This window comes from Devosia sp. XGJD_8, assembly GCF_046614475.1.
Lineage (GTDB): Bacteria > Pseudomonadota > Alphaproteobacteria > Rhizobiales > Devosiaceae > Devosia.
This window is the reverse complement of sequence record NZ_JBKJHF010000001.1, coordinates 1,638,015-1,658,222: the sequence shown is the minus strand read 5'-3', so window position 1 is coordinate 1,658,222 and position 20,208 is coordinate 1,638,015. Positions and strand designations below refer to the sequence as shown.

The 20,208-nt window shown below is 64.8% G+C and carries 20 protein-coding genes; 9 read left to right on the top strand and 11 right to left on the bottom strand.

Annotated features, from left to right (window positions below; genetic code table 11):
- Positions 1–29: 29 nt before the first annotated feature.
- The 3 genes from nagA to ACLI1C_RS07745 are packed head-to-tail and all read right to left on the bottom strand — an operon-like array spanning position 30 to position 2,997.
- Complete coding sequence (gene nagA, locus ACLI1C_RS07755) at positions 30–1,190, bottom strand: N-acetylglucosamine-6-phosphate deacetylase (RefSeq protein ID WP_411396298.1); 1,161 nt, start codon at positions 1,188–1,190, stop codon at positions 30–32.
- Positions 1,187–2,197 carry an SIS domain-containing protein gene (locus ACLI1C_RS07750; RefSeq protein WP_411398264.1) on the bottom strand — a complete coding sequence of 337 codons (1,011 nt, stop codon included), beginning with the start codon at positions 2,195–2,197 and terminating at the stop codon, positions 1,187–1,189. Before ACLI1C_RS07750 ends, nagA begins: the two co-directional genes overlap by 4 nt.
- Positions 2,198–2,217: 20 nt before the next feature.
- The gene (locus tag ACLI1C_RS07745; protein WP_411396297.1) at positions 2,218–2,997 is read right to left on the bottom strand and encodes a GntR family transcriptional regulator; all 780 of its coding nucleotides are present in this window, start codon (positions 2,995–2,997) and stop codon (positions 2,218–2,220) included.
- Between the two features lie 272 nt (positions 2,998–3,269).
- Between ACLI1C_RS07745 and ACLI1C_RS07740 the strand changes: the two genes are divergently transcribed.
- Entirely contained in the window at positions 3,270–4,166 is an 897-nt protein-coding gene (locus ACLI1C_RS07740) for an N-acetylmuramic acid 6-phosphate etherase (RefSeq protein WP_411396296.1), read from the top strand.
- Between the two features lie 203 nt (positions 4,167–4,369).
- Here ACLI1C_RS07740 and ACLI1C_RS07735 read toward each other — a convergent pair whose 3' ends face one another.
- On the bottom strand, positions 4,370–4,690 hold the full coding sequence (locus ACLI1C_RS07735) for an XRE family transcriptional regulator (RefSeq protein ID WP_411396295.1): 321 nt from the start codon (positions 4,688–4,690) through the stop codon (positions 4,370–4,372).
- Between the two features lie 124 nt (positions 4,691–4,814).
- Between ACLI1C_RS07735 and ACLI1C_RS07730 the strand changes: the two genes are divergently transcribed.
- The 6 genes from ACLI1C_RS07730 (at position 4,815) to ACLI1C_RS07705 (ending at position 10,577) form a co-directional block, all read left to right on the top strand.
- A complete protein-coding gene (locus ACLI1C_RS07730) occupies positions 4,815–5,297 on the top strand; it encodes an SRPBCC family protein (RefSeq protein ID WP_411396294.1) in 483 nt (160 codons plus the stop codon).
- A gap of 557 nt (positions 5,298–5,854) precedes the next feature.
- Positions 5,855–7,003, top strand: a complete 1,149-nt coding sequence (locus tag ACLI1C_RS07725; protein WP_411396293.1) for an extracellular solute-binding protein — start codon at positions 5,855–5,857, stop codon at positions 7,001–7,003.
- Between the two features lie 2 nt (positions 7,004–7,005).
- Positions 7,006–7,875, top strand: a complete 870-nt coding sequence (locus ACLI1C_RS07720) for an ABC transporter permease (protein ID WP_411398262.1) — start codon at positions 7,006–7,008, stop codon at positions 7,873–7,875.
- Entirely contained in the window at positions 7,876–8,697 is an 822-nt protein-coding gene (locus ACLI1C_RS07715) for an ABC transporter permease (protein WP_411396292.1), read from the top strand.
- Between the two features lie 9 nt (positions 8,698–8,706).
- Positions 8,707–9,747: an ABC transporter ATP-binding protein gene (locus tag ACLI1C_RS07710; RefSeq protein ID WP_411396291.1), complete on the top strand. Its 1,041-nt coding sequence runs from the start codon at positions 8,707–8,709 to the stop codon at positions 9,745–9,747.
- The gene (locus tag ACLI1C_RS07705) at positions 9,744–10,577 is read left to right on the top strand and encodes a glycerophosphodiester phosphodiesterase (RefSeq protein WP_411396290.1); all 834 of its coding nucleotides are present in this window, start codon (positions 9,744–9,746) and stop codon (positions 10,575–10,577) included. The genes ACLI1C_RS07710 and ACLI1C_RS07705 overlap by 4 nt, the downstream gene beginning before the upstream one ends.
- A gap of 129 nt (positions 10,578–10,706) precedes the next feature.
- On the opposite strand, the gene ACLI1C_RS07700 is transcribed toward ACLI1C_RS07705, so the two are convergent.
- From ACLI1C_RS07700 to ACLI1C_RS07685, 4 genes are all read right to left on the bottom strand, one after another.
- Complete coding sequence (locus tag ACLI1C_RS07700) at positions 10,707–11,522, bottom strand: inositol monophosphatase family protein (protein ID WP_411396289.1); 816 nt, start codon at positions 11,520–11,522, stop codon at positions 10,707–10,709.
- Between the two features lie 13 nt (positions 11,523–11,535).
- The gene (locus tag ACLI1C_RS07695) at positions 11,536–13,206 is read right to left on the bottom strand and encodes a Na/Pi cotransporter family protein (RefSeq protein ID WP_411396288.1); all 1,671 of its coding nucleotides are present in this window, start codon (positions 13,204–13,206) and stop codon (positions 11,536–11,538) included.
- A gap of 94 nt (positions 13,207–13,300) precedes the next feature.
- Positions 13,301–15,139 (bottom strand): malto-oligosyltrehalose trehalohydrolase, encoded by a 1,839-nt coding sequence (gene treZ, locus ACLI1C_RS07690; RefSeq protein WP_411396287.1) that lies wholly within the window; start codon positions 15,137–15,139, stop codon positions 13,301–13,303.
- A 78-nt stretch (positions 15,140–15,217) separates the two neighbouring features.
- Entirely contained in the window at positions 15,218–15,847 is a 630-nt protein-coding gene (locus ACLI1C_RS07685) for a class I SAM-dependent methyltransferase (protein WP_411396286.1), read from the bottom strand.
- 93 nt (positions 15,848–15,940) lie between these two features.
- Here ACLI1C_RS07685 and ACLI1C_RS07680 point away from each other — a divergent pair, with 93 nt between their 5' ends.
- Positions 15,941–16,834, top strand: coding sequence for a LysR family transcriptional regulator (locus ACLI1C_RS07680; RefSeq protein ID WP_411396285.1), 894 nt, complete (start codon positions 15,941–15,943; stop codon positions 16,832–16,834).
- 39 nt (positions 16,835–16,873) lie between these two features.
- On the opposite strand, the gene ACLI1C_RS07675 is transcribed toward ACLI1C_RS07680, so the two are convergent.
- From ACLI1C_RS07675 to murB, 3 genes are all read right to left on the bottom strand, one after another.
- A complete protein-coding gene (locus tag ACLI1C_RS07675; protein ID WP_411396284.1) occupies positions 16,874–17,278 on the bottom strand; it encodes a host attachment protein in 405 nt (134 codons plus the stop codon).
- A gap of 136 nt (positions 17,279–17,414) precedes the next feature.
- Complete coding sequence (gene rnk / locus ACLI1C_RS07670; RefSeq protein WP_411396283.1) at positions 17,415–17,810, bottom strand: nucleoside diphosphate kinase regulator; 396 nt, start codon at positions 17,808–17,810, stop codon at positions 17,415–17,417.
- Positions 17,811–18,069: 259 nt separating this feature from the next.
- Positions 18,070–19,062, bottom strand: coding sequence for a UDP-N-acetylmuramate dehydrogenase (murB, locus tag ACLI1C_RS07665; RefSeq protein WP_411396282.1), 993 nt, complete (start codon positions 19,060–19,062; stop codon positions 18,070–18,072).
- A gap of 187 nt (positions 19,063–19,249) precedes the next feature.
- On the opposite strand from murB, the gene ACLI1C_RS07660 reads away from it, so the two are divergent.
- Positions 19,250–20,023, top strand: a complete 774-nt coding sequence (locus tag ACLI1C_RS07660) for an SDR family NAD(P)-dependent oxidoreductase (protein ID WP_411396281.1) — start codon at positions 19,250–19,252, stop codon at positions 20,021–20,023.
- Positions 20,024–20,208: the final 185 nt, after the last annotated feature.

Sequence of the window (20,208 nt, the reverse complement as noted above, 5' to 3'; positions counted from 1 at the left end):
CCTGAGCTGAAATTCGACCGGTTCTGCCGTCATGCGCGCCAGACTTCACGCCCGCCGATCCAGGTGGCGTGGAGCTGACGGCCACTGGACAAGTGGAGGAAGTTGGCGCGGGCGCCGGGCTGGAGGTGGCCGAATTCGGCATCGATGCCCATGGCCTGCGCGGGATAAAGCGAGGCCATGCGGAGGGCCTCCTCGATGGGCAGTCCGATACGGCCATGCATGAATTCGACGGCGTCGATCATGTCGAGGTCGGCGCCGGCCAGGGTGCCATCGGCGAGGCGCAGGGCGCCTCCGGCGCGGGTAATGGTGCGGCCATTAAGGGTAAGTGAGGTCAGGTCGGTGCCGGTCTGGGACATGGCATCGGTGACGAGGAAGATGCGGCCGGGGCCGGTCTTGGCGCGCAGGGCGATCTCGATCGCGGCGGGATGAACGTGGATGCCGTCGGCGATCAGGCCGGCATGAACAGCGTCATTGGTGAGTACCGCGCCGACCACGCCGGGCTCGCGGTTGCCGAGCTGGCTCATGGCGTTGAACAGGTGGGTGGCCATGCTGGCGCCGGCAGAAAATGCAGCATTGGCAACAGTTAAGGAGGCATCGGAGTGGCCGATGCTGACGATGATTCCGGCGTTGGAGAGGGTTTGAATCTGGGCCGGGGTGACGGTTTCGGCGGCGACGGTGACCAGGAGGTTGGGCAGGTCGGGGCGGGCAGCGAGGATGCGGGCGAGATCTGCGTCGTCCATGGGGCGGATCAGGGCCGGGTCATGCGTGCCCTTGCGGGCGAGCGAGAGATGCGGCCCTTCGAGATGGAGTCCGAGAAAGCCCGGAACGCCTTGTTCTGTCGCAGCTTTTCCCGCTGCGATGGCGGCGATGTTGATCTCTGGCGTGTCGGTGATCAGGGTCGGCAGGAGGGCCGTGGTGCCGAACTGCGCGTGCGCGGCGCAGATGGTGCGGATGGTATCGACCGTAGGATTATTGTTGAACAGCGCGCCGCCGCCGCCATTGACCTGCAGGTCAATGAAGCCCGGCGCCACAATTCCGTCACCGAGTTGAACGGTGAATGAATGCGCCGGCACGTCACTCCGGCGCACAATGGCGCAGACCTGGCCGAACTCGATCAGCAGGGCTGCATCATCATGCCAATCATGCCCGTCAAAGATGCGGGCGCCGACAATGGCCTGCAGGTCGCTCATAGCGTCTCGGTGACCTTCTTGAGTGCCGGGGGCACGTCGGGGTTGAAGCCGCGATGCAGCGACAGCTTTTCGACAAAGCCATAGAAGGAGACGATCAGGGCCAGCGGATCAGTCAGCGGATGACCGGTGGCGGCGAAGGGCAAGGCTCTTGCCCCGCCCGGGCGGTCACTGGTGACAAAGGACAGCGCGCCCTGCCCGGCCAGCTTGTGGGCCATGTCGGCGACCGAAGCCTCGGCGGCGTCGCGGGCGGCCAGGCTCAGAACGGGATAGCCCGGCGTGACGATGGCGACGGGGCCATGCATCACTTCGGCGGCGCTATAGGCCTCGGCCTGGATGTTGCAGGTTTCCTTGAACTTGAGCGCTGCCTCGCTGGCAATGGCAAAGCCGGGACCGCGGCCCAGGACATAAAGGGCATTGTGGCCGTCGAGCGCGCCGATGAGTTCGGACCAATCGCAGGCGACGGCGCGGGCCAGGGAATTGGGCAGATCGTTGACGGCGGCGGCGAGCGCGTCGTCGCCGCTCCAGCGGGCGATGAGCGCCAGACCCGCCACGACCGAGGTGGCGAAGGTCTTGGTGGCGGCGACGGACTTTTCGAGGCCGGCATGCAGGTCAATGGTGAAATCGGATGCGTCGGCCAGAGGGGAGCCGGCGGTATTGGTGATGGCAATGGTGGTGGCGCCGGAGCGGCGGGCCGACTGGGTCATGCCGACAATGTCGGGGCTCTTGCCGGATTGCGAGATGGCAATGGCGGCGCAACGGTCGAGCTTGAGATCCTTGCCATAGATCGAGGCAATGGAGGGGCCGATGGAGGCGACCGGCAGGCCGAGGGTCAGCTCGATGGCATATTTGAGGTAGGACGAGGCGTGATCGGAGGAACCGCGGGCGACCGTAGCGACCAGAAGCGGATTGCGCTCACGCAGAGCCGCGGCGGCGGCATCGAGCACCGGGCGGCTCTGATCGAGGAAATTGGCGACGACGCCGGGAATGGCTTCGACTTCCTGGCGCATATGGGTCTGGTTCGGCAAAGTCACGGCTTGCTGGCTCCTGTCGCAGGCGAGTCGCCGAGCCGGAGTTCGGCGACAAAGTCATAGGTATCGCCCCGGTAGATCGAGCGGGTGAATTCGATAACGCGGCCCGAGGCGAGATAAGAGGTGCGCTCGATATTGAGCCCGGCCGAGCCGGCCGGCACCTGCAGCAAAGCCGCATCTTCCTCATTGAGGTTGGCAGCGCGGATGCGCTGGATGGCGCGAACCGGGCGGCTGGCGGTCTTGTCGAGGTGCTTATAGAGAGAATCGGCGATGCCGGCGGGATCGGGCAGCGTGCGCGAGGAGAGGCTGGCGCGCTCGATGGCCAGCGGTGTATCGCCCGTCAGGCGGAGGCGCGCGATGCGGGCCACCTGCTCGCCCGAGGTCAGGCCCAGGATGACGGTTTCTTCCGGCGACGGGACATAGAGACCGCGATCGAGCCATTCGGCGCGAACGGCCATGCCCCGACGGGCCATATCCTCGGTGAAGGAGGTGAGGTTGGACAGGGACTGTTCGACGCGCTGGGTCTGCGGCGCGACGAAAGTGCCCGAGCCGTGGCGCTGAACCAGAACACCGTCCTTGACCAGTTGCAGCACGGCCTTGCGCACGGTGACACGCGATACATCGACCTTGGTGGCCAGATCGCGCTCGGATGGGAGGGCGTCGCCGGGATTGACCGCGCCGCTATGAATGGCATCCTCGATCCAGCGCTTGAGCTGGAGATAGAGCGGTCCACCCGTTGGCAGCACCACCGGACCATCGGCAAAGAAACTGTTGGGCATATCGGCCACTCTTTCCCCCTCGCCTCGTTGCACCTGACGGTGCGATGCATATCACTAAATGTCCGCGGATTGGCCAAGCCCCGCTGCTCGGGCGCCATAATACCAATAAAATACCATTCACCAAGCCCCAAAAAGCGCCAATGCACTATTGAGGCATAACGCTGGCGCAATTGACGTTTTAGGGCTGACGCGACCCGTATGAGACGAAGGGTCGCGCCGCTGAGTAGACAAGTGGTATTTTTTTGGCATTATTGCGACGACAGGAGAGCGGCATGACTGCAACGCAAACCGAGATGGTTCATGCCCGTGCGAAAGGCTTCGACACGCGGCCCCCACAGGAGGCATTGGCGATTCTCGCCAACGCGCAGGCCGAGGCCGCCAGGGTGGTGCAGGACGCGGTGCCGGAGATTGCGGCGGCGGCCGAACTTGCCGCGACATGCCTCAAAGGCGGCGGAAGGCTGATCTATGCGGCAGCGGGCAGTTCGGGGCTGATGGCACTGGCCGATGCGCTGGAACTGCCGGGCACCTATGGCATTGCGCGGGACCGCATCAAGGTGCTGCTGGCCGGCGGCATTGCCGGACTCACCAATATGGAAGGCGGGCCGGAGGACGATGCCGAATCGGCCAGGGCCGAGATCGCCGCGGCGGGTGTCGGGCCGGGCGACTGCGTCATCGCGCTCACGGCCAGCGGCTATACGCCCTACCCCATGGCCGCGGTCGAAGCAGCCCGTGCGGCGGGCGCCCGCGCCATCGGCATCAGCAACAATCAGGGCGCACCAATCTTTGCCAAGGTCGACTTGGCCATCTGCCTGCCGACGCCGCCCGAGGTGATTGCCGGATCGACCCGCATGGGGGCGGGCACGGCGCAGAAGATCGCGCTCAACATGCTCTCGACCATGATGGCCATTCACCTGGGCCATGTGCATGACGGCTTCATGGTCAATGTGATCGCCGACAATCTCAAGCTGCGCGGGCGGGCGCAGCGGATCGTGATGGCCGTCAGCAGCGTGGATGAAACTGCCGCCGCGGCAGCGCTGGAGCGGGCGGATGGCGCGGTGAAGGTGGCGATCTTGCTGGCTGCGGGCGCGGAGGGGGTTGAGGGCGCGCAGCGATTGCTGGCGGAGAGTAACGGGCATTTGCGGCCGGCGCTGGGTGCGCTGGGGCGGTAGCGTCTTTCTTCACCTCTCCCTATGGGGGAGAGGTCGACCCTCTTGGGTCGGGTGAGGGGGCCTTCCTCAGGCAGCTCACCCAGAAAAGGCCCCCTCACCCGGCGCTGCGCGCCGACCTCTCCCCCATAGGGAGAGGTGAAGGGGCTCCACTCTGAGCGGTTGCACCATCAAAGCATGGGGTGGGTCAAAGTGGCTCGTGAAGGTCAGGGAATGTCGTCTTCGCCGGTGGTGCCGCCTTCGCCTTCCCAGGTCTGGATGCGCTTGACGGTGAGGCGCGGGAATTTGAGGCGGACGCCGACGCCTTCGCCGCCCTGTTCGGGCAGGAAGAGGACGCCAGCGGCTTCGAGCGCGGTGCGGATGGCGCGCGGGCACTCGACATCGGGGTCGAGGGTTTCCGCCTCGAATTGCTCGATCTGGTTGACCCTCATGGCAGTCGCTTCGGCCAGCGCGGGAAGCGACCAGCCGACAAGGGCGCGGCCGGCGCGGCTCTGGGCGGCAGTGATAGGCGGCGAGGTGTCGGTCATGGCAATGCTCCTGTGCCGACCACAGAGCACGGCAGGCCGCAAAAATCAAAAAAGCGGACATGTCTGTCGAAAACAGGCGGTGCGGCTCGTCGCCTGAGTGACACGGAACGCCACGGAGAAATAAATGACCAATGCTCTTCCCACCCAGGATACGGATCGCGACCTGGTGCTGACCCGGGTGCTGAATGCACCGCGCGACAAAGTCTATCAGTGCTGGACGCAGCCGGACCTGCTCAAGCAGTGGTTCGCCCCCAAGCCCTGGACCACGCCCAAGGTCGAGATCGACTTGCGCCCGGGCGGCGCCAGCCGGTTCACCATGGCCGATGAGGCGGGGACGGAATATCCCAATCCCGGCCAGTATCTCGAGGTGATCCCCAATGAGCGGCTGGTGTTCACCGATGCCTTCATCGGCGACTGGGCCCCTTCGGAAAAGCCGTTCTTCACCGCCGTGCTGACCTTCGAGGATGCCGGACCAGGCAAGACGAAATACACCGCGGTCGCGCGGCACTGGAGCGCGGAAGACGCGGAAAGCCACAAGAAGATGGGATTTCACGAGGGCTGGGGCCTTTGTGCGGCGCAGCTGGAGACGCTGGCTGCCAGCATCTGACGCCGAAAAAGGGCCGCGCGCCGTCGCGGCCCCGCTCCGTTTGGCGACGCCCATGGATCTAACCGTTGTTTTTGGAATTTATGTTTCAAAACTAGAACTCCCGACGCGGATCGTTCGAAACGTGCGATGCCGGCTCGGTCGAGCGAAGAACCGACCAAGCAATGTCGTCAGGCGCAAAGCTGCGCATCTTGGTCGCAACGGACGGCGATGCAGCTCACGCGCGCCAGCCCTGAGCCGCACAAGCCATGGCGGCGGCCGGCAGTGACCGGCAATCTGCCATACCAGGCAAGGATTTGCTTTGTCACAAAACCGCCTGGCCCGGCGGAAATCGACGCCCTCATCCCGCGATTTTTGCGCTGTTACATGGCTGTCGCAAAGCTGTGATTTGTACGCCGCTGTCGTGGCGCTGCCGACCGACGGGTTTCCGCTTGCATAATTTCCTGACCGGTAGTTAGCTTTGGTTCGGGAGTGGTCGACGCAAGATCGATGAAACCTACAGGCGGATTTCACCGCCATGTGGAACATCCGTTCTAATGAACGGACTTTGGGAGATTACAATGAAACGGCGTGATTTCATGCTTGCTGCCGGCACGGCTGCCGGTGCTCTTATGCTGCCCCGCATGTCCTTCGGTGCGGAAGGCGTCATCGACGTCTATTTCAGCTCGGACCAGAACGTCATCGACTTCTGGACCAATGTGGTGAAGCCGAAATTCGAAGCGGCCAATGCCGGCATTACCCTCAACCTGGTTGACGGCGGCGACGGCGCCGGTGTCGCCGCTATCGGCGACCGCGCACTGGCCGCCCTGGCCTCCGGCACCGATCCGCAGGCGGACCTGTTCGAAGGCTTCGACACCCGCGTCACGGTCGATGGCATTGCCAAGGGCCTCTATGTCGATTTCGAGACGGCTGGCCTGTCCAACTATTCCAAGGTCAATCCGCTGGCCTTCGACATCCCGACGAACCTGCCTTACCGCGGGTCGCAGGTGTTGCTGGCCTATGACACGACCAAGCTCGATCCGGCCAATGTGCCCAAGACCTGGCCAGACCTGGTTGCCTGGATCAAGGCCAATCCGGGCCAGTTCATCTACAACCGGCCCAACAAGGGCGGTTCGGGCGGCAATTTCGTCCGCCGTGCTATCTATGAAGTGAACGGCAATGATCCGAGCCTGTTCACCGTCGACAACTACAGCGCCGACAAGAACGACACCATGCTCAAGCCAGCATTCGACATGCTGCTCGAGCTGGCCCCGTCGCTGTTCGATGGCGGCGCCTATACCTCGGGCAATACCCAGTCGCTGCAGCTGCTGGGCCAGTCGGCGGTGACCATGATCCCGGCCTGGTCCGACCAGGCGCTATCGGCCATTGCCCAGGGCGTGCTGCCCGAGACCACCGGTCTCGTCCAGCTGCAGGACCTCGGCCTGCCCGGCGGCTTCACCAAGCTGGGCGTGCTCAGCAATGGCGCGAACAAGGATGCCGCGCTCAAGCTGGCCGATTTCCTGCTGACCGAGGAAATCCAGTCGGCCGTGCTGACCGAGCTTGGCGGCTTCCCCGGCGTGAGCTGGGACTATGTGTCGCCCGAGCTGCGCGAGCGCTTTGCCGATCTCATCCCGCAGACCATTCCCAATTTCCCGAGCGGGGAATGGGAAGCAGCCATCAATGACGGCTGGTATCGCGCCGTGGCACCAAATGTGGATCCCGCTTCGTGACCATGACCACCCCGGACCAGATCGGGTCCGTTACACCCGTGCGCAGGAGGCCATATGGCCTCCTGCTTGTCGCCACGCCGGTCTTGCTGGTGCTCTGGCTGATCATCTGGCCGATCATCTCGGCCATCATCACCACGCTTTGGGTCCCGACGCCCGAGGGCAGCGCCTTTTCCATCGAGACCTACCGCTTCTTCTTTTCCGACGGCTATAGCCTGTCCAACCTGTCGATCACGCTGTGGACGACCGGTGTCTGCGCCATCCTGCTGCTCGTGGTCTGCCTGCCGATCGCGCTTTATCTGAGGTTCTCCAACACCAAGGTCGCGGCCTATGTGCAGGGCCTCGCCATTTTTCCGATGTTCGTCCCCTCGATCATCCTGAGCTTTGCCTTCATCCGCGTGCTGGGCCCGAACGGCACGGTCGACCTGCTGTTCAATGCCGTCGGCCTGCCCAAGATCCGCACGCCCTATCTCACGCCCTGGGGGCCGGTGATCGGCCTGGTCTGGGACAATATTCCGCTCACCGTGCTGATCCTGCTCTCGGGCCTGGGCAATGTGTCCAATCAGGCGATCGAGGCTGCGCGCGACGTCGGTGCCGGCCGGTTTGCGCTGCTCTGGCACATCATCCTGCCGCGCATCTCCAACTCGATCCTGGTGGCGATTTCGTTTGCCGTGCTCGGCATCTTCTCGGCCTTCACCCTGCCCTATATCCTGGGGCCGGCGGCGCCGGAAATGATGGGCCCGTTCATGCAGCGCACGTTCCGTGACCTCTATGATCCGCAGACGGCCATTACCCAGGCGGTGATCACCTTCGGGTTCTGCATCGTGTTCGGGCTTTTCTACGTGCGCTCCGTCGCCAAGAACAGGGCCGCGTAAATGGCTGCAACGCTCACCCATCGCAAGATCGACTGGACCGGCATCGCCTTCGCGGTGGTGCTGACACTGATCATCGTCTTTCCGCTTCTCGTCGTCGGCACCTGGGCCTTCACCAATGTGTGGCGCTATCCGTCGGTCATTCCGCAGGAATTCGGCCTGCGATTCTGGGAGCAGACGCTGGCCCGGGCCGACGTGTGGAGCTCCATCACCATGAGCCTCACCCTGGCCTTCACGGTGACGGCCCTGTCCGCCGCCATCTGCCTGCCGGCGGCCTATGCCTTTGCGCGGCTGGATTTTCCGGGACGGAACCTGCTGTTCTTCTCTTTCCTGGCCGGGCACGCCTTTCCCAAATTCGGCCTGCTGGTCGCCATTGCAGGAATTTTCCTGCAGCTCAACCTCATTGGTACCTTCTGGGGCGTGGTGCTGATCCAGCTGGTGGGGACGCTGCTGTTCATGATCTGGATTCCGGTGGCCGCCTTCCAGTCGGTCGACCGGCGCATGGAGGAAGCGGCGCGCGATGTGGGCGCCAGCCCGCTGCGGGTGTTCTGGTCGATCACCCTGCCCCAGGCCGGGCCGACCATCGCCGCGGCAATCCTGCTCAGCTTTGTCGGCACCTTCTACGAGACCGAAGGCGCCTGGCTGATCGGGGCGCCGCAGGTGCGCACGCTGCCGGTGCTGATGATCTCGTTCATCAACAACCAGCCGGTCATCCAATATGGCGCGGTGCTCTCCGTCCTGCTGTGGGTTCCCAGCTTCATCGCGCTGCTGTTCGCGCGGCGGGTGGTGAATTCCGGTTCGTTTGCCCGCGGTTTCGGCGGCTAGGAAGTTTTCATGTCGGTTCTCAGTATCAAAGACGTCTCCAAGATCTTCCCCAATGGCAATGTGCGGGCGGTGGACAGCTTCTCGCTGGACGTGGCGGATGGCGAGCTGGTGTGCCTGCTCGGCCCGTCCGGCTCCGGCAAATCGACGCTGCTGCGCATGGTGGGGGGCTTTGAGACGCCGACCAGCGGGGTTATGACCATCGATGGCGAGGACATTACCCGCCTGCCGCCGGAGAAGCGGCCGACGGGAATGGTGTTCCAGAGCCACGCGCTGTGGACGCATATGAATGTGTTCAAGAACCTGGCCTTCGGGCTCAAGCTGCGCAAGGTGTCGCCGGACGAGATCAAGCGACGAGTCGAAGGCGTGCTGGAGCTGGTGGGCCTGGGCGGTTATGGCACGCGCGGCGTCGGCCAGCTGTCGGGCGGGCAGCAGCAGCGCGTGGCGCTGGCGCGCTCGCTGGTGCTGGAGCCGAAAATCCTGCTGCTCGACGAGCCTTTTGCGAGTCTTGACCAGCACTTGCGCGAAAGACTTCGCGAAGAGGTGCGCGATATCCAGCAGCGGCTCAAGATCACCACTCTGTTCGTGACGCATGGCCAGGACGAGGCCCTGTCGATGGCCGACCGGATCGTGGTGATGCGTGACGGCCGCACCGAACAGATCGACCGGCCGGACGTGGTCTATCGCGAGCCGCAGACGCCCTTCGTGGCAGGCTTTATCGGCACGATGAACCTGGTGGAGGGCACGGTGTCGAATGGCATATTCAGTCGTGCCGGTTATTCGACACCCCTGCCGGTCAGCGATGGCCCGGCGACCCTGGCGATCCGGCCCGAAGCGCTGGACCTGGCAGCGGCGGAGGATGGCGGCCAGGGCAAGGTGCATCGCGTCACCGACTATGGCACGCATGGCCTGGTCGATCTCGACCTGCGCGACAATACCAGGATCAAAGCGATGGTATCCCATCCCGACCTGTTCAAGGCCGGCCAGGGCGTGACGCTCAAGCCGCGCGCCATCGCGGCGTATCGGGACAATGCGCTGATCCACCGGGCATGACCGACCCCATCTTTATCACGCGAAACGGCCATCGCACCTGGCTCAAATGGCACCGTGCCCGGCGCAAGGCGAGCGATCCCGTGTTTACCGGGGCGCGGATCATCGAGGGGATGCAGCTGGGGGCCAGCGTCGAGGTGGACCTGGTGGTGCATGCCGATCGCGGCTATGCGGTGCTGCATGACCTGAGCGTCGAGCGGGAAACGACCGGCAGCGGCAAGGTGGCCGAACTGGGCGCGGCGGAGTTGCGCTCGTTCCACCTGCGCGGCGAGGACGGGGTGCCGCTGCCCGACACGGTGATGCTGCTGGAAGACCTCTGCGCCCTGCTGGCGCAGGGCGGGCTGCATCCCGATGCGCTGCTGCAGCTGGACTACAAGGAGGACTGGCGGGCGCTGGACGCTGCCGCGGTCGCCTCGTTCAAGCAGAGCGTGGCACCGGTGGCGCGGCACATGATCCTCTCGTCGGGCGATGCGGAATCGGTGCGGCTGCTGACCGAGGGCGTCGAGGGCCTGCGCATCGGCTATGACCCCTGCCATGACGGGGCGCTGGAGCGGCTGATGCAGTCGCGCGACTTTGCCGGCTTCGTGCGCGACGCGGTGGCCGCCTCGCCCAAGGCGGAGATGATCTACCTCTATTACGGGCTGGTACTGGAGGCGGATCGGCTGGGCTTTGACATCGTCGCGGCATTTCATGCCGAAGGGCGACGGATCGATGCCTATACGATCAACCGCGCCAATGCGGAGAGCCAGCCCAAGGTGGCGCGGCTGCTGGAGCTGAAGGTGGACCAGATCACGACGGATGATCCGGAGGGGTTGCTGGCGTTGATGGGGTGAGGCCGATACCCCCCGCCTTTCGGGCGTAGCCCTCAAGGCCTTGGCAGCTAAAATCGCTCCACTGGAGCGATTTTGCCCTTTGGGCCGCTGCCAAGCCCCTCACCCGGCGCTGCGCGCCGACCTCTCCCCCTAGGGAGGGGTGGGGACCGGGTCCTTCCTCGGGGCGTCTTTGAGCTTGTCCAGCAGGTAGGCGTGGGTGGGCTTGTTGGCCACGATGACGCAGCCGGTGCGCTCGTAGAATTCGGGGCCACGGCCCCACCAGTCGGTGACGATGCCGCCGGCTTCCTCGACCAGCAGCACGCCCACCGCCCAGTCGACGATGCCGGATTCCTCGTAGTAGCCGGTGAGGCGGCCCAGGGCGACATAGGCGCAGGAATTGGCCGAGCTGCCGACGATGCGCACCGAGCTGATCGGCGCGCGGATGGCGTCGAGGCGCTGGTAGAAGCCGGGATAGGTGAAAAGGCCGGGGGTGGCGAGACCCGTACCGACGTTGAACAGGCCAATATCGGCCTGTTCGCTGACCTTGAGTGGCTCGCCATTCATGAAGGCACCCTGCCCCTTGATCGCCGTGAACATCTCGTCGGAGACCGGGTTGTACAGCGCACCGCAGACCGTCTCATTGCCGCGACGCAGCGCGATGGAGATGGTGTAGTGCATGCCATTGATGAAATTGGTGGTGCCGTCGATGGGATCGACCAGCCAGCGGTGGTCGCTGTCCTTGTCGACGGCGGCGAATTCCTCGCCGGTGAAGCTCCAGTCGGGATAGCGCTCGAAGAGGAACTTGCGGATCAGCAGTTCGCTCTCCTTGTCAGCCTCGGACACGAAATCGGCCGGCCCCTTTATGCCGATCTCCAGGTCGCGGAAACGCTTGAAATAGGTGAGCGTCAGGGCCCCTGCCTCGCGGGCAACGGCAATCATGTCTGCGAGGACAGCATCGTAGTTCATTACTAGCTCCGGATTATTTTGCCGTCTTGGGCTCGAGGACGGCATGGGGACGCAGGCGGCTCTCGTCGAGCTCGCCCTTGGTTTCGAGAATGGGATAGGCGACCGAGGCCAGGTGGGCGTTGATGCGCTTGAGATCGCGCAGCAGATCGAGGTGAAGCGAGCTGGTCTCGACCGAGGCCGGCACGCGTTCGCGCACACGCTGGATATGCTCCTGGGCCGAACGGGCCTCAAGCCGGCGCACTTCGACCTTGGCGGCCACCAGCTGGCGTGCCAGCTGCGGATCGCCCGTCATGAAGACCGTCTGGCTCAGCTGCATGTTGGTGATGGTCTTTTCGTAGAGCGCGACGATTTCGGCCAGGCCATCGGGCGAGAATTTGAGCTGGCGCTTGGCCATCTTGCCGGCGACGTCGTAGAGACCGCTTTCGACGATATCGCCGACATGTTCCAGATTTATGGCAAAGCTCATGATCTGCGTGGAACGGCGGGCCTCGTCCTCTTCGAGGTCGGTCTGGTCGAGCCGGGTCAGGTAGAGCTTGATGGCCTGGTTGAGGGCATCGACATCATCATCGAGCTGGGATGCCGCGCTGCGCGACGCGGGGCCCGGCTTGCGCAGGGCATCGAGACTGCCCGAAAGCATGGCGAGCACGATGTCGCTGACGCGCAGGGTCTCGCGGGCGGCGGCGGCCAGGGCGATGGTGGGCGTATCAAGGACGCTGTCATCGAGATAGTTGGCGCCTTTTTCCGGTGTGGCGGGCTTGGGAATGGCCAGGGCCGCCAGCTTGCCGATGGGGCCGAGCAAGGGCAGGAACAGCACCAGCAGGGCCAGGTTGAAGCCGATATGGGCGGCAATGGTCAGCGCATTGGCATTGGGCAGGATGGCCTGCAGCAGGCCGGCGGCAGGCGCCGCAAATATGGTCAGCACGATTGCGCCAATGGCGCGGACGACGAGGTTGGCAAGGGTCAGGCGGCGGGCCTCGGTGCCCTCGTGCAGCACGGCGAGCAAAGGCGGAATGGCGCCGCCGAGATTGGCGCCGGCCACCAGCGTCACGGCCAGAGGCGGCTCGACGATGCCGGCCGAAGCCAGCAGCGCAACGAACAGGACAATGGCAAGGCTCGACGAGGCGACCAGAGCCAGCACCGCCGCCAGGATCAGCGCAAAGGCCGGCGCATCGCCCAGGCCGGAGAGAATGGCGACCATGACATCGGATTCGCGCAGCGGTCCGGTAACACTGCCGACCAGTTGCAGCGCCAGGAGCATGAGACCCAGGCCCAGCACGGCGCGGCCGATGCCCTTGCCGCGCGCATACTTGCTGAGGGAGAAAATGGTGACCCCGAGCAGAATGGTGGCCGAGGAAAACCAGTGCACATCAAGCGACAGGATGACGGCGGCAATGGACGTACCGACATTGGCCCCCAGCATCACGGCCTGGGCCATGCGCGGCTGGATGGCGCCGCTGCTGGCAAAGGAAGCTGTGATGACCGCGGTGGCCGTGCTCGACTGCAGCGCCAACGTCGCCATCATGCCGGACAGCACGGCGGTGAAGCGATTGCCGGTGCCCCGGGCAATCCACAGTCGCAGCGAGGCGCCAAAAGCGCGCATCACGCCCGTCTTGATCAGGCGCAGGCCCCAGAGCAGCAGGGCCCCGGCGCCAAGCAGATTGATCAACTGAATTGTGGAATGCATATTCCCTTACCGAAGCAGTTTAGAACAGGCAGTGTACGCCAGTCCTGCGCGCTGTCGACCTATTTCGCGTCTTTTCCGCGGCCAGGAGCCTGTTTCAGACTTCCACGGTCCAGAGCACCGTCCAGGGACCCAGCGTGCCCTGCTCGGCAAAGCCCTGCAGATGAATGCGGCGGCCAATAGCCGACGGCAGACCGGTCCTGGTGACCTCATCCAGATTGGCATAGAGACGGAGCGTGGCGCCATCGCCGAGGCGCCAGCTGACCAGCACGCATTGCGCGCCGAGCACCTCATAATCAGAGGCAAAGCCCTCTATGCCGGCGAGCCGGGGGATGATCTCCATCCGGCGGGTATCGATCAGGGCACGATAGTGGGCGAGCCATTCGGCATGGGGCGGCTCGGCGAGGTCCTGCCAATCGAGCCGGGCCGAGGCGAAGGTGGCCGGACTGGTCGGGTCGACAGCCTCCTCGACATCGGGCTTGACCGGATCCTCGTGCTCAGGCGTGCTCTTGAGCTCCTCCTGGCGCCCCTTGCGCACAGTTTCGCGCAGCTCGGCCGGGACGTCGGAGAAGAAGGGGAACGGGTTCTGGCTGGCCCATTCCTCACCCATGAACAGCATGGGTATCTGGGGCGACAGCAGATAGACGGCGGTCAGCGCCTTGACCGCATCCGCATTGGCGAGGCGCGTGATGCGATCGCCCTTGATGCGGTTGCCGATCTGATCGTGATCCTGCATGTAAATGACAAAGGCGGTGGGCGGCAGGCCGGCGCTGGGTTCCCCGCGCCGCATGCCCTCATGCGGCTTGATGTTGCCCTGATAGGCAAAGCCCTCAGCCAGGGCGCGGGCCAGCTTGTCGCAGCGCGCTTCCATATTGTCGAAGTCTGCATAATAGCCGGTATTCTCGCCGGTCGCGGCCTCATGCACCAGGTGATGGATATCGTCGTTCCACTGGGCGGTGTAGTGGATGGGCCGCGCCTCGCTGTTGCGCCGGAGCCAGATCGCCTGGTTTTCCGAATTCTCGACGATCAGATGCAGATGCCGATGGGAGCGCGCGGCCCGCAGGCGCGCGGCCAGCAGCTCCAGGATGTGGGTGGTGCTATCGTCGGTAATGGCGTGGACAGCATCGAACCGGAGGCCGTCGAGATTGAATTCGGTCACCCAATAAAGCGCGTTCTCGACAACGAATTCGCGGACGACCGAAGCGCCCTGCCCGTCATAATTTATGGCCTCACCCCAGGGGCTGGTGTGCTTGCGGGTGAAGATGGGCGCGACCAGCGCCAGGCAGTTTCCGTGCGGGCCGAAGTGGTTGTAGACGACGTCGAGAAAGACCATCAGAGAGCGGGCATGGGCTGCGTCGATGAAGGCCTTCAGATCTTCGGGGCGGCCATAGCTGGCCTCGGGCGCAAACCACATGGCGCCATCGTAGCCCCAATTGAAGCGACCATAGAAATCGGCCAGGGGCATGAGCTGGATCGCAGTGATGCCCAGCGCCACCAGATGGTCGAGCCTGTCCATGGCGGCACGGAAGGTACCCTCTTCGGTGAAGGCGCCGACATGCAGCTCATAGATGATGGTTTCTTCCCAGGGCCGGCCGGTCCAGCCGTCATCGGTCCACTGGAACTGCGCCGGATCGATGACCTCGCTGAAGCCGTCCACGTCATCGGGCTGATGGCGCGAGGCGGGGTCGGGAATTTCGCTATCGTCGGGCAGCACGAATTTGTAGCGGGCGCCCGGCTTGACGCCTTCGACATCGAGGCAATGCCAGCCATCGTCGATCGCCTCGAGCTGCAGCAGGGTGCGCCTGCCCTTGAGCCTGAGCCGGATGCTGCGGCATTTGGGGGCCCAGAGCTGGAACCGGGTGCTGTCCGTCCGGACTTCGGCGCCAAATCGCATCGCATGTTTGCGCGAGATGGATCGGGCCGAGGGACGCTGCATGTTCTACCGCCTGTATGGTGACACCATAGCAATGGCTGCGGAGCAGAACCGTTCCTGACAGGATGCTGTCGCTGATCGTCAGCCCGGCTTGCGGGCCACGACGAAGAGCGCCTTGCCGCGGCCGGGCAGCCATTGATGGGCAATGGTGAAGCCGGCGCTGGTGAACTTGTCGAGCAGCTGGGCACTGCTCATGACGCTGAGCTGGGGCAGCAGGCCCACGGCGCGGCCGAGCGGGGCAATGAACTTGAGGGCGGCCATGGTGTCGCCGAGGCAGGCGGTGCTGGTGATGAAACAGCCGCCGGGCCTGAGCATGGCGAAGACTTTTCCGATCATCGCATCGGGATGCTTGAGGAGGTGGAGGATGCTGAGGCCGAGGACGATGTCATAGCTTTCGGCGGGCTCGGACAGAGCCGCGATATCGGCCTGCTCGAAGGTGACGTTGTCGACGCCGGCGGCTTTTGCCTTGTCCCGGGCGATCTCCAGCATGCGCTCGGAAAAGTCCAGCGCGCGGATATGGGCGACGAAGGGCGCATGGCTGATGGCGGTGCTGCCAGTGCCGCAGCCGAGTTCGAGCAGGGTCATGTCGGGGCGGAAATAGCTGCGGGAAACGCGCAGCTTTGTCTGGTAGGCCGCCTCGTCGGCTATGGGCTGGCGGGCATATTTGTCGGCCAACCGATCCCAGAAACTGCTGCCTGCTGTCGTCGTCATCGCGCTCACCCCGTCCATCTATGCGGCGGATCATAGAGCGAGCTGCGATATAGGGAAATTGCCTAATCTTGTAGCAGCGTTATACATATACGCATGACTGAGAGAGTGATCGACTTCGACTGGAACCAGATGCGCGCCTTTCTCGCCACGGTGGAGCGGGGATCGCTCTCGGCCGCGGCGCGGGCGCTGGGGCTGACGCAGCCGACGCTGAGCCGGCAGATCGCCGCGCTGGAACAGGCCCTGGGCCTGCTGCTGTTCGAGCGGGTGGGACGGCGGCTGGTGCTGACGGCGGCGGGCGGGCAACTGGTCGAGCAGGTCAAGATCATGCGGGCGGCGGCCGACCGGATCGGGCTGGCGGCGTCGGGGCAGTCCCAGGCGAGCGAGGGGCTGGTGCGGATCACCTCGAGCGACATCGTGGCCGCCTATCTGCTCCCACCAGTGCTGGCGCGGCTGCGGGAGGTTGCACCGGGAATCGTGGTCGAGGTCATCGCCTCGAACAGCATTGACGACCTGATGCGGCGGGAGGCCGATATCGCGATCCGCCATGTGCAGCCGGACCATCCCGACCTGATTGCCCGCCGCTGCCCGGACAGCGCGGTGATGATCTATGCCGCCAGCACGCTGCTCGACCGGCTGGGCCGGCCGGGCAAGGCCGCGGCGCTGGCGGAGGCGCCGTTTGTCGGCTTTGTGCAGGGGGAGAGCCTCGTGGCCGAGCTCAATGCGCGGGGTGTCTTGGTCGCGCAGGAGAATTTCCGCTGGATTACCAACAGCTTCGTCGCGAGCCTTGAAATGGTGCGGCAGGGGCTGGGGATGGGCGTGATGTTCAGCGAAGTGGCCGAGCTGGTGCCGGAGCTGGAATGCGTGCTGCCCGAGATGAAGCCGATTGTCGCGCCGATGTGGCTGGTGGCGCATCGCGAGCTGCAGAGCAGCAAGCGCATCAGGCTGGTGTTCGACCTGCTGGTCGAGGCGTTTTCGCGGCCGCGATAGGCCGCAAGGGCCGCCCGGAGGCGGCCCCTGCGGGTTGGATCAGGCAGCCTGAACGGCGGCGGCGATTTCGTGGAGGGGGCGGCCGGCGAAATTCTTGGCCAGTTCGCCCACCAGCTTGCCCTGCAGGTCGGCGTGGAAATGCTTGCGCAACTCGCCCAGGGTGCGCGGATCGGCGATGACGAAGAGCTTGGAGACGGTGCCATCGAGCGCCAGGCGGTTGAGCTGGTCGGCGACGCCGGCGGCGAAGGCATCCTCGCTGGCGCGGTCGCCATCGGGATTGGCCGAGTCATTGCGGTGGCGGCCGCCGGAGCCGGCATTGCCCGCTTCGACCTTGGGCTCGTCCATATCGACCAGGTCCAGCTGCGTCTCAGTGCCCTTGTTGCGGTAGAGCGCCAGGCTCTGGCCATCGGCCACTGCCACTATGGTGCCGTTCGGAAGGATCATCTGGTGCAACTCCTGCTCCTGGCGCTGCAACAGGATGATCCCGTTGCCAAGCGCGCCGGTTCTGTTCCCCTCACATGGTGCGCCGGGGCGCGGTTCTCAAGCGCGCGCCCCTGCTTCGCGGTGTCGCACCGCCCGGTCAGGCCGGTTCGGCCGGCTGGCTGACGGCCAGGACGGTCAGCACATGCTTGCGCTCGTCGCGCGACACCCAGGTGATCGACTGGCCGGTGCGCAGGCCGATCAGCACGGCGCCGACGGGGGTCAGCACCGAGATCTTGCCGGCCGAAATATCGGCATCGGCCGGATAGACCAGGGTCACGTCGACGATCTCGTCGCGGTCGGTGCGGTACTGGACCCTCGACCCCATGCGCACGGCATCGGCGGGCAGCTTGCCCTCCGGCACGACGCGGGCACGCTCCATCTCGGCCAGCAGACTTTCGGCAGCGTCGTTGGAGCTGCCAGCAGCAAGGGCCAGGAGTTGGCGGTGCTCTGGCGCGGCAACGACAATCTGGGGTCTCAGGGTAGGCGTACGCATGGAAAAACTCCCTCGGGCGTAAACTGGACGGCCATGACGCGGATGGACGGGAGAACCCCGAAGCCTGGCGGCTGGCCGACCGAATGTGAATGAAATAGGACCCCTAAACCTGCCGGGCGCAGTGGCGCACAGGTTTAGGGCGGCTAGCTTTCGAGCGGAATGTACCGGCGCATCAATGGCGCGAGGGTGTTCAGCGAAATGTCCATGCCAGCAAGGTAAGCGCGGGCGGGGCAAAGTCAAGCCGCCCTGCCCCATGGGTTCAGAGCAGCTCGGGCTCCTGGACCAGGTGGACGCCGAAGCGGGCCTCCACGGCCGAGACGATCTCGCCGGCCAGGTCGCTGATCTGCTGCTGGGTGGCGCCGCCATGATTGACGACGACGAGGGCATGCTGGTCGGAGACGCCAGCGGCGCCGTGGCGGTGGCCCTTGAAGCCGCAGCGCTCGATCAGCCAGGCAGCGGAGAGCTTGACCCGGCCATCGGCCCCGGGATAGCGCGGCGCCTCCGGATGCTCGGCGGCGAGCCGGTCGGCTACGGAAGCGTCGACAATGGGATTGTGGAAGAAGGAGCCGGCATTGCCGAGCTGGCGCCAATCGGGAAGCTTGCGGTTACGCACGGCGACCACGGTCTGCATGATGGTCTTCGCGTCCGCGTCGGCCGCGAGCGTGTTGAGGCCGGGATAGCCGAGATTGGGGCGCCAGGCCTTGGGTAGCGCCAAGGTTACCGAAACCACGATGAAACGGCCCGGCGTGCGCTTGAACACGCTCTGGCGGTAGGAGAAATCGCAGTCGTCGCGGGTGAAGGTCTTGAGCGTGTTGTCGTCGGTGTCGAGGGCGACAAGGGCGTGGAAGCGCTCGACCAGTTCGCAGCCATAGGCGCCGATATTCTGGATCGGGGCGGCGCCCAACGTGCCGGGAATGCCGGCGAGGTTTTCGAGACCCGGAAGATTATGCTCTATCGTCCACTCGACGAGCTGATGCCAATTCTCGCCGGCGCCAACGCGCACCAGCATGTGCTCGCCGTGCTGGCCGAGGAGCTCTCGACCTGCAATGGCCATGAGGCCGATGACACCATCGAAGCGTGGACGCAGCACGACATTGCTGCCGCCGCCCAGGACCCGAAACGGGAGGCCAAGCGCCGCAGCCTCGGAGAGGAGTGGCGCCAGCTCGTTAGCCTGGCTGATGGTGGCGCCGAAGCGGGCACGCGCTGGCAGGCCAAGGGTATTGTGGCCCTGCAGGTCAAAGTCCGGCGTCATCGGCAGGCTGATCTCCAGGCGCCGAGTCGGGGGAGCGGCGCGTCACGACTGCAGATATAGCGAAGATGCGCCGAAATCGAGACTCCTTCACCACATCGGAGGGGCGCGCGGTTTGGGCGTCCGCCTTGTATTAGCGCTAACTGGCTCTTATCACTGGCCCTCCCCCGCCCAAACTTCGAGTCCTGCCATGACCCAGTTGACCATTCCCGATCTCGCCGGCAAGGCCGTGCTCATCACCGGCGCCTCGACGGGCATCGGCGCAGCCCTCGCCAAGGCCTTCGGCGCCCAGGGTGCGTCGGTCGGCGTGCACTACAATTCCAGCAAGGAGGCGGCCGAAGCGGTGGCCAAGGCCATCACCGACGACGGCGGCAAGGCCGTGCTCATTCGCGCCGATGCCAGCAAATCGGCCGAGATTGCCCGCGCGGTCGAGGAAACGGCAGCCGCTTTCGGCCGGCTCGACGGGCTGATCAACAATGCCGGCGGCATGGTGGGCCGCATGGCCTATGCCGACATGGATGACGACTATTACGACAAGGTGATGGACCTCAACGGCCGCTCGGTGATCGCCGCCAGCCGCGCCGCGATCCCCCATCTCAAACGCCAGGGTGGCTTCATCATCAACACGTCGTCCATCGCTGCCCGCAACGGAGCGAGCAATGGTGCGGGGCTCTATGGCTCGTCAAAGGCGCTGGTATCCAACATCACGCGCGGCATGGCGAAGGAACTGGTTGGCTTCGGCATTCGCGTCAATGCGGTGGCGCCCGGCGTGATCGATACGCCCTTCCATGAACGCTACTCTACCGAGGCGCAGATGAAGGCCAATGTGGCGACGATTCCGATGGGGCGCGCCGCCACGGCGGAGGAATGCGTGGGCGCCTACCTGTTCCTCGCAGCGCCTAGCCTGTCGGGCTACATCATCGGGCAGGTGATCGAGGTCAATGGCGGGCAGCTGATGCCGTAGGCCTTTACCTCTCCCTTTGGGGGAGAGGTCGACCCTCTTGGGTCGGGTGAGGGGGCCTTCCCCAACGCCGCACCCAGTAAAGGCCCCCTCACCCGGCGCTGCGCGCCAACCTCTCCCCCAAGGGAGAGGTAAGAAAGCTGTGCTTGACTCGTCGCGTCGTTTGTTCCCTTTATGTTCTAGTCAGA